The organism is Bacillus sp. FSL E2-8887, assembly GCF_038007205.1.
Classification (GTDB): Bacteria; Bacillota; Bacilli; order Bacillales; family Bacillaceae_G; genus Bacillus_A; species Bacillus_A mycoides.
In genome coordinates, this window is the sequence record NZ_JBBOWS010000001.1 from 2,181,519 (window position 1) to 2,193,977 (window position 12,459).

At 32.4% G+C, this 12,459-nt stretch carries 9 protein-coding genes and 1 pseudogene; 8 read left to right on the forward strand and 2 right to left on the reverse strand.

Annotated features, from left to right (window positions below):
• The first annotated feature begins 7 nt into the window (after nt 1-7).
• The 3 genes from NSQ08_RS10925 (at nt 8) to NSQ08_RS10935 (ending at nt 2,243) form a co-directional block, all read left to right on the forward strand.
• The gene (locus tag NSQ08_RS10925; RefSeq protein WP_340774537.1) at nt 8-688 is read left to right on the forward strand and encodes a lipoprotein BA_5634 family protein; all 681 of its coding nucleotides are present in this window, start codon (nt 8-10) and stop codon (nt 686-688) included.
• Between the two features lie 204 nt (nt 689-892).
• Nucleotides 893-1,426 (forward strand): RNA polymerase sigma factor, encoded by a 534-nt coding sequence (locus NSQ08_RS10930; RefSeq protein ID WP_002127457.1) that lies wholly within the window; start codon nt 893-895, stop codon nt 1,424-1,426.
• Entirely contained in the window at nt 1,416-2,243 is an 828-nt protein-coding gene (locus tag NSQ08_RS10935) for an SH3 domain-containing protein (RefSeq protein ID WP_340774544.1), read from the forward strand. Before NSQ08_RS10930 ends, NSQ08_RS10935 begins: the two co-directional genes overlap by 11 nt.
• Nucleotides 2,244-2,254: 11 nt before the next feature.
• Here the strand turns inward: NSQ08_RS10935 and NSQ08_RS10940 are convergent, their stop codons facing one another.
• Nucleotides 2,255-4,015, reverse strand: a complete 1,761-nt coding sequence (locus NSQ08_RS10940) for a peptidoglycan D,D-transpeptidase FtsI family protein (protein ID WP_340774546.1) — start codon at nt 4,013-4,015, stop codon at nt 2,255-2,257.
• A gap of 411 nt (nt 4,016-4,426) precedes the next feature.
• On the opposite strand from NSQ08_RS10940, the gene NSQ08_RS10945 reads away from it, so the two are divergent.
• Together NSQ08_RS10945 and bla are read left to right on the forward strand one after the other, a co-directional pair.
• Entirely contained in the window at nt 4,427-6,562 is a 2,136-nt protein-coding gene (locus NSQ08_RS10945; protein WP_060751857.1) for a peptidoglycan D,D-transpeptidase FtsI family protein, read from the forward strand.
• Between the two features lie 282 nt (nt 6,563-6,844).
• Nucleotides 6,845-7,771, forward strand: a complete 927-nt coding sequence (gene bla, locus NSQ08_RS10950; protein WP_431179596.1) for a class A beta-lactamase Bla1 — start codon at nt 6,845-6,847, stop codon at nt 7,769-7,771.
• 7 nt (nt 7,772-7,778) lie between these two features.
• On the opposite strand, the pseudogene NSQ08_RS29905 reads toward bla, so the two are convergent.
• A pseudogene (locus tag NSQ08_RS29905) lies at nt 7,779-7,865 on the reverse strand (undecaprenyl-diphosphatase); the annotation flags it as partial.
• A 607-nt stretch (nt 7,866-8,472) separates the two neighbouring features.
• Here NSQ08_RS29905 and hblC point away from each other — a divergent pair.
• From hblC to hblA, 3 genes are all read left to right on the forward strand, one after another.
• The gene (gene hblC, locus NSQ08_RS10955) at nt 8,473-9,792 is read left to right on the forward strand and encodes a hemolysin BL lytic component L2 (protein ID WP_340774549.1); all 1,320 of its coding nucleotides are present in this window, start codon (nt 8,473-8,475) and stop codon (nt 9,790-9,792) included.
• A 62-nt stretch (nt 9,793-9,854) separates the two neighbouring features.
• Nucleotides 9,855-11,084 (forward strand): hemolysin BL lytic component L1, encoded by a 1,230-nt coding sequence (gene hblD, locus NSQ08_RS10960; RefSeq protein WP_340780121.1) that lies wholly within the window; start codon nt 9,855-9,857, stop codon nt 11,082-11,084.
• A gap of 31 nt (nt 11,085-11,115) precedes the next feature.
• Nucleotides 11,116-12,249: a hemolysin BL binding component B gene (hblA, locus tag NSQ08_RS10965; RefSeq protein WP_016101979.1), complete on the forward strand. Its 1,134-nt coding sequence runs from the start codon at nt 11,116-11,118 to the stop codon at nt 12,247-12,249.
• Nucleotides 12,250-12,459: the final 210 nt, after the last annotated feature.

The following is a 12,459-nucleotide window of genomic DNA, read 5'->3' on the forward strand; positions in this document are numbered from 1 at the left end:
AAAAGCAATGAAAAAAGTAATGAAAGTGTGCGTGGCAGGGATTGTATCTATTTCTATGTTAGGAGCTTGTTCTTTTGGGAAGAAAGAAGAACCAAGGAATGCCGCTTTATTAATTGAAGGAGAACAATCATTAAAAGGAATAGTAAATCAACATAAAAGTGAAATTAAGACCAACACTTTGTATAAAGTGAAGCAAGCAGAAATTGATGGTAAACAAGTATTAATGATGGATCAAAAAACAGCGAAAAAAATGGTTGGGTTAGGTGTATTAAGAGAGTCAGATAATGATGATGAAGTATGGAGTTCAGACCCAATTAAGTCAGTACCTTCAGTTCCAAAAGATAAAGCTGTCTTACTAGCTAGTAAGAAAAATAAAAAAATCAAGGAATTAACAATTAATGAAAAGAAAATAGATGTCCAGTATGCTAGTGATACTTGGTTTGGTCACTATCGTAATCCAAATTACGAGGAATTGATTGTAATTGTTGATAATGCAACTTTCAATCAAATCCCTGTAAATGAAACATCAATGGAAATCCTTCATTTCAATAAATCGTATGGTGAAGATAGACCATATAACACAGATGATGTTACGGCTGTACAAGCAGAAACTGAATGGAAAAAACTCACTAAAACTATGGGGAGTCAAGTGGATGTATTAGATGCGGTTTCTATTATAAAAAAATAATGAAAATATATTTAATACAGAAAAACCAGGATGATTTTAAGAATTTATCCTGGTCTTTTTTATTACATTTTTTTAAGAAATATCATCTGTCGAAAAAAAAGATAAACAATGGAACAAATGAAACTTGTATCATGTCTATATATTGAAACCATATTAAAAGTGAGGGCAGCTTTATGTTTATTCAAATAAGTTTGAGGTGTGGAAATGGAACAGAAGTTTATTGAAAAATGTAATCATGATGAGCTTGACTATGTTATAAAAGACTATTGGCAAGATGTATGGAATTATTCATTTATTATTACGAAAGATCCACACTTATCAGATGACATCACACAAGATGTATTTATTAAGGTTTTTAAACATTGGAATTCGTTTCGAAAGGAGTCATCTATTAAAACGTGGATATTAAAAATTACAAGAAATACGGCAATAAACTATTTGAAATCCTCTTATTTTAAAAGGATATCTTTAGTGGGGTTTTTTAGTGACGATAAGCAATCTCCATCGGCAGAACAAGAATTTTTTAATCAAGAGGAAATGAATGATGTGTGGGATGTTGTATTAAAACTACCTAAAAAACACCGCGAAATACTAATATTGGACGCGAAATATGAATTATCTTATGAAGAAATGGCTGAAACATTAGGTGTATCCATTGGAACAGTCAAATCTAGGTTAAGCAGAGCAAGAAGTAAAGTTTCAAAATTAATAGGGGAGGGTAGAAGTGATGAACAGTAAAAAAAATCCTGACTGGTATAGCAAATTAAAAAATGGACCAATGGAGCGTCGTAAAGATGAAGAAGCATTTATTTATAAAATAAAGCAATCGATATACCAAAATAGTGAAGTAGACTCTGTACCATACAAGAGACCATTTCGTAAAAAAGCATTGCCTATTGTAGTTGTTTTGGTTTGTACAATGTTATTTTTTATTGTTCAACAACCTTGGCTTGATGATAATAAATCACCGGTACAAAGTAGTACTCAAATTAAGCCTAAAACAAAAGATGAGTCTGCTCAAGATCCATCATTAAAACAATTTATGAATGAGTTATATCGAAGTACAAATTCGAAAAATGAAAATGACCTGTATAGAGCGTTAAATGATGAAGTTCTATTTAAGGGGAAAAGTTATCAGAAGGATGAATTGAAGTTTGATGAGGATATTTTTCATGAGTTGCAAGTCGCTCTTACAATGGGGGGAGAATTTGCAAATGATACAAAGAAAGCATACAAAGTACCAAGTGGATTGACAGAAAGTAACCAACCAAAGCAATCGCATTTTATATATGCAACTGTTACTGGAAATAAAACGAAAATTTTAGCTGAACCAAAACGAGAATCACAAGTTTTATATGAAGTATCTAATGAAATGGTAAAAGCTTTGATTCCAGAAAAAGTACGGAATGATGGATTTATAAAAGTATCGACAATTAACGGTCATACTGGATATGTACAAAAAGAGTATGTTTTAACTGATATTAAATATTCTTTCATATTTGAAAAGAATGATGAAGGTATATGGGGAATAACGAATATAGATTCTATATGGTAAAAGAGGAAGGTTCACTTTAATGAACCTTCCTCTTTATCTTTATCCTCTTTTTGAAGTGAATTCCAGCACTCTAAAATTTCTGATGTAACGAGAGCAGCAATATTTTTTTCCGAATTACTACCAGGAATAACGACAGAAATAGAAATTTTTGGATCTTCGGTAGGAGCATATGCAATGAAAAGAGAATGATTTATCATTCTTTCTTGCTCGTTCGGAGAGCCAGTTATCCCTGTTTTACCCGCGACATGAAAGGGCAAGTTTTTAATCTCCTCTATATTTTGACTCATCCCACCTTGCACGACACTCCAAAATTTCATAGGATAACGATTTGAACTTTCTAAGAGTGGTTTAAACTTTTTTGTTTCCTTATCGTCTTGACCAATAATAGCACTTACGATTTGAGGTTTATATTTATCACCTTTACTTGCCAAAGTTGCTGCATATTGAGCAAGTTGTAGAGGGGTGTGTACTTCATTTCCTCCCCAAGATGCATTTAATAAAGCAGAGATTCCATTTTCAAACTTATTAGATGGATGAAATTCATATTCTCCGTCTTCTTCAAAGGGTAAATCAATACCAGTTTTAGAGCGGAGGCCAAATTGCTTTAAATAATCTGTCCATATATTTGCTACTTTTTCTATATTCCCATTATTTCGGTTGAATAAGGGGAGAGCTACTTTTGCCGTCATAAATGTATTTGATGAATTAATGATAGCTTGACTCGGTGTAATTTCACCTGTTGGTGTTCCAGGAGCATTAGTGATGTTATTTTGATTATCATACTGAAAACTACCATTATCCAAATATGTATCCTCAGGTTGAAAAAGCTTTTCGTTTAATCCGATTAAAATAGTAAGTGGCTTTATAGTAGAGGCCATATTTACATAAGATTCACCATACTTTAATTTTTGAATTGCTTTATTTTGCGAAAGGGATTTAATGTTTTCTTTTTTAGATGATACATGTGTATTTAATATATTTGGATCAAAAACTGCCGAATTGGCCATAGTTAATATTGCGCCAGTTTTTACATCGGTTACTACTGCATAACCAGCATTAGCATCAGGTACTTTCTTAATTTGAGATCTTAGTGCTTCCTCTGTTTTTTGCTGCAATTTAGAGTCTAAAGCTAGCCGGACATCTTTTCCTTTTTGTACTTTTTGAATGTTCCATAAGAACTTTTTATTATTCATTTTAAAAATCAGAGTTTTTCCGGGTTTTCTTTTTAAATCATTTTCATATTGAAACTCAATCCCACTTTTACCAACAGGTACATTTTTAGAATTAAGGTCATTTTCTACATACCCAATTACTTGTGAAGCAATTTCGTTCTTTGGATAATATCGAATGAATTCGTCTTTGATCACTACATTTTTAGGTTTATTCTTGTTTATGAATGAAATTTCATTTTTATTTATATCAGAGTATAAGGATATTTCATTCATAGTCTGCTTATTACAGGATTGTTGTAATTGAGATTTTATGTCCTCTGTAGAAATGTCATGTTGAAACTCGTTTGAAAATTGATTGAAAAAAGCTAATGTGTTTGATGTATCTTTATTCGATAGTTTTTCATCATTAGAAGTGCAATATAGAGACTTAACTTTCTTATTTGTAGCTAGTATTACACCATTTTGATCAAGAATTTTTCCTCTTTCAGCTGAAGAAGTTGCGATAGTAATTGAAATGAAGTTGATTTTTAATAAAATTAGTAAAATCACACTTACAATAGAAAGAACCGCAAAAAATCTCCATCTTTTCGTATGTAACATATAACCCTCCCTTATGTAGCCTATTCCATCTTATAGTTAATTTTTTTTTTTGTAAATGTGGAACAACTTTATTACTTAGGTTGTCTATTAAGTATTACAGCATGAAGAAAGGAACAATCAGTATGAAAAAAAGTACATGTTAATAGTAAGTCTATGTGTAAGTTTAATATGAGTCATTATACAGTTTAGCATTTCTAATGCAGGCGACAAAAAAATAGAGAAAAAAAATAGGAAGGGAGATTCATCAATTACGCGGCTAAACCAAAAGGAATGGATGCTTACAAGGATTTAACAAAAAAGATAAGACACTATTATAACTGAATAGTGGTTTCTAATATATAGGGAACGCTTTTAGTATATTTATTTACTAAGTATTAGTGAGGATTTCCTGAAGAATTATATGGAGGATTTATGAAAGAACAAAAAGTAAAGAAACAGAAGACATATATATCTATTCGATTGAATATAATGTTCCTTTGCATATTTGTACTATTCTCAGCTATTATTATGCAGCTAGGAAAAGTACAAATCGTTGAGGGAGAGGCTTATAAGAACCAAGTGGAAAACAGTCAAAATGAAACAACTAGTATACCAGTTCCACGTGGACAGATTCTAGATCGAGAAGGGAAAACGGTCGTTAATAATAAATCTCTTCGCACAATTACGTATACAAGGGTAAAGGGGATTACGAGTGAAGATATTTTAAAAACAGCAAAAGACTTGGCGAAGGTACTTGAAATGCCTGAGCAAGATATAAATAAATTAACCGATATCGATAAAAAAGATTTTTGGATGCAATTGAATACGAAACGTGCGGAATCAAAGATTACTAAAAACGACATAGGAAAGTTTAAAGAAAAGGGAATAGAGGGAAAAGAACTAGACAAAAAAATTCAAGACTTAAGACGAAGTCGCGTTACAGAAGTAGAATTGGCAGAATTAACAGCACAAGATTTAAAGGTGTTAGCTATTAAAAGTAAAATGAGTTCAGGTTATCAACTGACACCACAAATTATAAAAAAAGATGTGACAGATCAAGAATATGCGCGGATAAGTGAAAAACTTGCGGAGTTTCCAGGAGTAGATACAACAGTTGATTGGGAACGTAATTATGTAAATGGTAATTTATTTCGTTCCGTGTTAGGTAATATTACAAGTAGTGAAGAAGGATTACCGAAAGAAAACTTAGATTCTTATTTGGTACGTGGATATAACCGTAATGACCGTGTAGGGAAAAGTTATATTGAACAACGATATGAAGATGTATTACACGGCACAAAAGAAGAAGTGAAAAACATTACTGATAAATCAGGAAACATTATAAACACAGAAATAATCTCTAAAGGAAAAAGTGGTAATAGTTTAACATTAACGATTGATATGGAATTACAAAAGAAAGTGGAAGAAAGTATAGAGAAAAATTTGAGAGCTTTTAAGAGTTCAGAGCCACTGTTGGACCGAGCGTTTGTCGTCATGACAAATCCAAATAACGGACAGATTTTATCTATGGCAGGCAAAAAGATTGTAGAAAAAGAAGGGAAAATAGAGATTGAGGATTTGGCATTAGGTAACATGACAACTTCGTATGAGCTAGGGTCAGCTGTAAAAGGCGCAACGTTATTAACTGGATATGAGACAGGGGCAATACAGCCAGGAGATCAATTTTATGATGCACCGATGAAATTTAAAGGTACACAAGCCAAGAAATCATGGAATGTATCCGGATTTGGTAATATTAATGATTTACGAGCTTTACAAGTATCTTCGAATGTATACATGTTCCAGACAGCTTTAAAAATTGCGGGAGTTAATTACGTACCAAATGGTTCATTGGATATTAAACAAGAAGCATTTGATAAAATGCGTTATTATTTTAAACAATTTGGTTTAGGGGTACCAACAGGTATTGATTTACCGAATGAAATAATTGGGCAAACGAGAAAAGTAGATAGTCAACCTGGGTTTTTACTAGATTTTTCTATCGGTCAGTATGATACGTATACGCCATTGCAATTGGCACAATATATTTCAACTATTGCAAATGGTGGATATAGAATGCAACCCCAAATTGTACAAGAAATACGAGAGCAATCAATAAAAGAAGAAGAGGTCGGTAAAGTTATACGCTCTATAGAGCCTGTCGTATTAAATCGAGTTGATATGAAGAAAGAACATATTGATCGGATAAAAGAAGGCTTTAGATGGGTATTCCAAGAAGGTGATGGAACTGGCGTGAAGTATTTCAAAAATGCGCCATATAAACCAGCAGGAAAGACAGGGACAGCTCAAACTGTATATGGTGGAGATGATCCAATTGGTAGAAATGCAAAAGGAGAACGTATGGAATGTTATAACTTAACATTAGTTGGATATGCTCCATATGATAATCCAGAAGTAGCATTTTCTGTAGTAGTCCCATGGCTTCATGATGATAAAAATGGAATTAATTCTATAATTGGAAAGGAAATTTTAGATGTATACTTTGATTTAAAAAAGCAACGTATACATGGTGAAGCTGCTAGTATAGATAGTTCGAATCAAAATTAGTAAAATTTGTGCACTTTTCTCAGGGGAAGAGACCCTGTTTATATAAAAGCCTTTATAAGTTAAAGAAAAAGGAAGATTTGAAATAAGAGATAGCGGCTATCATAGTTGCTATCTCTTACTTTTGTTAATATCTTGGCTACTAGTTAAAAAGGTTTTAAATTTATGGAACAAACTTGTTTCTTAGATGGTCTATTATGTGTACGTATAAAAACAGGTTTTCAAATAGGATACAGTGTATTGAATTTACTACTTGTTTTCAGTATTGAAAATTTGAAAGGAATGATGATTTTGAAAAACAAGAGGATGTTAAAAATAGGTTTATGTGTTGGTATATTAGGTTTAAGTCTTACAAGCCTAGAAGTTTTTACAGGAGGGGCATTGCAAGTTGAAGCGAAAGAAAAGACCGGACCAGTTAAACATAAAAATCATGCGACGTATAAAGAATTCTCTCAACTTGAGAAAAAATTTGATGCTCGATTAGGTGTGTATGCTATTGATACTGGTACAAATCGAACAATTGCTTATCGACCTAACGAAAGATTTGCCTTTGCATCAACCTACAAGGCATTAGCGGCAGGAGTATTGCTACAGCAAAACTCAACTGAGAAATTAAATGAAGTTATCACTTATACGAAAGACGACTTGGTGGAATATTCACCCATTACAGAGAAACATGTAGATACAGGCATGAAACTTGGGGAAATTGCAGAGGCGGCTGTTCGTTCCAGTGATAATACCGCCGGGAACATTTTATTTAATAAAATAGGCGGACCTAAAGGATATGAAAAAGCACTTAGACAGATGGGTGATCGGGTTACTATGGCTGATCGCTTTGAGCCAGAGTTAAACGAAGCTACTCCAGGAGACATTCGTGACACTAGTACAGCGAAAGCCATTGCTACCAATCTTAAGGCTTTTACGGTCGGAAATGCACTTCCAGCTGATAAACGTAAAATTCTTACAGAGTGGATGAAAGGAAATGCTACAGGAGACAAACTTATTCGTGCAGGCGTACCAACTGATTGGGTAGTTGGAGATAAATCAGGAGCTGGAAGTTATGGGACACGAAATGATATTGCTATCGTTTGGCCACCGAACAGGGCACCTATTATCATTGCGATCTTATCTAGTAAAGATGAGAAAGAAGCTACCTATGATAATAAATTAATTGCAGATGCAGCTGAAGTTATAGTTAAGGCTCTTAAATGATAATTTCTCAATTCTTTATGTAATGTAATTGAAAATAGGAACCTAGAAAGCGATTCTTTTTACTGTGAAAAGAATCGCTTTTTTGTATTCCTATAATGAGTAGTAAGTATATAAGCGAAAATTATTATTTCATGGACAATTTATCCCCTAAAGTGCATGAGGGAAATTTTCTCCTGTGGTGTTCGTAGCAATATGATTATTATGTATACGATAATAATATTTTGGAGTAGTTAAGCTAGATACTCCTATATGGATATGTAATTTTACATATCCATATAAAAGACACATATGTGTTAATCACTATTAAATTATATTGAAATCATTTTTAAGTAAGGGATTCATATAGATTTAAGGGAATCAAAGAATTTTTATGTTTAATTATCATAGTATAATTATTTCACTTTATGAAATGAAATTTGTATTTAACTTTTTTAAATATAATATTTTAAAATTTGAATAATAAATATCTGAAAAATTAAATTTAATCAATGTGATTTTCAGGTTTACTTATGAAAAACATAGTGTTTAAAATGAGGGGGAAGTAAGGTCCTTATATTCTATCAAAAATAAATAAAAAACGAGATACGATTACTCTATCGAAAAAATTTCTATCCTCAAGTGTGTGTGATGAAATCCTAACGTTAGGTTGTACAAAATTTACGATTAAAACTGTAAAAAACAATAGTGAAGAGGTGTACGGAATGAAGAATAAAATTATGACAGGATTTTTAATAACATCAATCGTTACTGGGGCGACTATTCCTATCAATACTCTCGCAATGCCAATCGTTCAGGCAGAAACGAAACAAGATAATATAGATATTTCCTCAGCATTACGAAAAATAGGTGCACACTCCAAATTAACACAAACCTTTATAGATGGAGCCTTAGCGAGTCCGAATGTGCAACTTGAAGAAGTTCCATCTTTAAATACAACTCAATTTCTAATTAAACAAGATATGAAAGAGTGGTCATCAGAACTATATCCAAAATTAATTCTACTAAATTCAAAAAGTAAAGGATTTGCAGCCAAATTTAATAGCTATTATCCAACATTAAAAGGATTTGTAGATAATAAGGAAGATAAAGAAGGGTTTATAGATAGACTGGAAGTTCTTCAAGATATGACTATAACAAACAAAGAAAACGTGCAACGTCAGATTAATGAGTTAACAGATCTTAAACTACAGGTAGATAAGAAACTGAAAAATCTTGATACAGATGTGGTAAAAGCACAGAGTGTACTTAGTTCAGAGGGAACAGGAAAAATAGACAAGTTAAAAAATGAAATGCTAAATACAAAAAAATCAATTCAAAATGATTTAGAGCAAATAGCATTATTACCAGGAGCTTTAAATGAACAAGGGCTAAAGGTATTCCAAGAGATTTATAGCCTATCAAAAGATATCATTGAACCGGCTGCTCAAACAGCGGTAGTAGCGTATAACAAAGGAAAAGAAATAAATAATACTATTGTAGAAGCAGAGAAGAAAGCAGAGCAGGAAGCAACAGAAAAGGGAAAATCAGCTATAGAAATTGAAGCTGCCAAAAAAGAAGCACGTGAAGCGATAGAGAAAAGTAAAAAAGGTGAAATTGCTGCAGCTGCAGTTACAAAAACGAAAGAGTATGATCTTATGAAAGTGATTGATCCTGAAAAAATTAAAAAAACATATAGTACCTTTGCCGAAATTAATAAACTAACAGCAGAGCAAAGAGTATATTTAAATGATTTAGAGAAACAAAATCAGAAATTATATGACTTAACAACTAAATTAACAGTAGCAGATTTACAAAAATCAATGATTCTTTTCATGCAAAATGATTTGCATACATTTGCTAATCAAGTAGATGGAGAAATTGAGCTAATGAAACGTTATAAAGAGGATTTGAATCTAATAAATAATAGTATTACAAAATTATTGACTGAAGTTGATACTAGTAACACTCAGTCTCAAAAAGATACATTAAGACGACTAAAAAATGTAACAAATCAACTCGAAGAACAAGTTTATAAATTTTAATATTAAGAATTTAAGTTTAATAAAAAGATAATAACTCAATTGAAAATAAGGAGGAGAATCAAATAATGAAATTTCCATTTAAGGTCATAACTTTGGCCACTTTAGCAACGGTTATAACTGCTACGAATAGTAGTACTATTCACGCACTTGCACAAGAACAGACAGCACAAGAACAGAAAATAGAAAATTATGCGTTAGGACCTGAAGGGTTAAAGAAAGTGTTGGCTGAAACAGGCTCTCATATTCTTGTAATGGATTTGTACGCAAAAACAATGATTAAGCAACCGAATGTAAATTTATCCAACATTGATTTAGGTTCAGGAGGGGGAGAATTAATCAAAAACATTCACCTGAATCAGGAACTGTCACGAATCAATGCAAATTACTGGCTAGATACAGCGAAGCCAAACATTCAAAAGACAGCACGTAATATTGTAAATTATGATGAACAATTTCAAAATTATTACGACACACTAGTAGATACTGTAAAAAAGAAAGATAAGGCGGGCCTCAAAGAAGGAATAGGGGATTTAATCGGTACAATTCATACAAATTCAAATGAAGTTACGGAAATTATTAAGATGTTAGAAGCTTTCAAAACAAAGTTGTATACAAATACTGTAGATTTTAAAAATAATGTTGGAGGTCCAGATGGACAAGGGGGATTAACGGCTATATTAGCGGGAAAACAAGCACTATTCCCACAACTTCAGGCCGAAATTGAGAATTTACGTTCTACGCAGAAAGCACATTTTGATAATGTATTAGCCTGGTCAATTGGTGGTGGATTAGGAGCAGCTATTTTAGTTATTGGAACGATTGCAGGAGCGGTAGTAATTGTTGTGACCGGTGGCACAGCGACACCAGCTGTTGTTGGTGGTCTAACAGCTCTAGGGGCAGCTGGTATCGGTTTAGGGACAGCAGCTGGTGTTGAGGCATCTAATCATATGAACTCCTATAATGAAATTTCGAATAAAATTGGAGAATTAAGTATGAAAGCTGATTTAGCTAACCAAGCAGTTATTTCACTTACTAATACAAAAGACACTTTAACATATTTGTATCAAACAGTTGATCAAGCAATTATGTCTCTAACAAGTATTCAGCAACAATGGAATACGATGGGAGCGAATTATAAAGATCTATATGATAATATCGACCAAATGCAAGAACATAAACTTTCTTTAATACCTGATGATTTAAAGGCCGCAAAACAAAGTTGGAATGATATTCATAAAGATGCAGAATTCATTTCAAAAGACATTGCTTTTAAACAAGAAAAAACAAATTAAAAATCAATATATATGTATAGGAGGAATTAAAATTAATAAAAACTTTCCTTATAAACTACTTGCTGTATCGACGTTTTTAACTCTGACAACAACTACTGTAGTTTCTCCAGTGGCAGCATTCGCAAGTGAAAGTAAAATGGAACAAACTAGTACCGAAGATATATCTCTTTCGGTAAACAGCGAAAAGATGAAAAAAGCTTTGCAAGATGCTGGGGTATTTGCAAAATCCATGAATGATTACTCTTATTTGTTAATTAAAAACCCAGATGTTAACTTTGAAGGCATTGACATTAAAGGATATACAAATCTACCTAGTCAAATTCTACAAGATCAAAAGAATGCAAGAGAGCATGCTACGAAATGGGATTCACACATAAAAAAACAACTTTTAGATACACTGACGGGGATTGTAGAGTATGATACTAAATTCGACAATTATTATGACACATTAGTAGAAGCAATTAATGAAGGGGATGCAGACACATTAAAAGAAGGCATTACAGATTTACAAGGTGAGATTAAACAAAATCAAGCATATACACAGAATTTAATACAAGAACTAGCTAAGTTAAGAGATAGTATTGGAGAAGATGTCCGGGCATTTGGAGGTCATAAAGATATTTTGCATTCGATTCTGAAAAACCAAGCATCTGGAATTGATGAAGATGAAAAGCGCTTAAATGAAGTTTTAGAGCAAGTAAGACATTTTAAACAAGTAGAATCAGATGGAATAATAACTGTATCAATTCCCTCAATTCCTACGTGGATTGCTGGTGGTGTAATGATAGGGGTAGCAAGAAATAATTTAGGTACGTTAGAGCCGTTGTTAGCACAATTACGTCAGACTATAGATTATAAAGTAACATTAAATCGTGTAGTTGGTGTTGCGTATAATAATATTAATGAAATGCACAATGCGATTGGATCGGCTATTAATGCACTTACCTATATGTCTGCACAATGGCATGATTTAGATTCTCAATATTCGGGAGTGCTTAGTCATATTGATAAAGCATCCCAAAAAGCGGATCAAAATAAATTCAAATTCCTAAAACCTAATTTGAATGCAGCGAAAGATAGTTGGAAAACATTGAGAGCGGATGCGTTTACATTAAAAGAAGGGATAAAAACATTAAAAATGGATCCTGTTTCTTCAAAAAAATAGCGGAATACAGTATTTGTCGCAAGGGCATTTATACAGTTATAAAATGATTTTTTGTTCTTTATAAATTGAAAAAACGAAGGTATCATCAGGCCTCTGTCTTTTATTTTATTGAAATATTTTTATAATTCCATCCTATATGTAGAAAGTAGTTATACAAGTTTGATTTTTTAAGGTGAATGATTTTTATGAATTTTTCCATAAAACCTAATC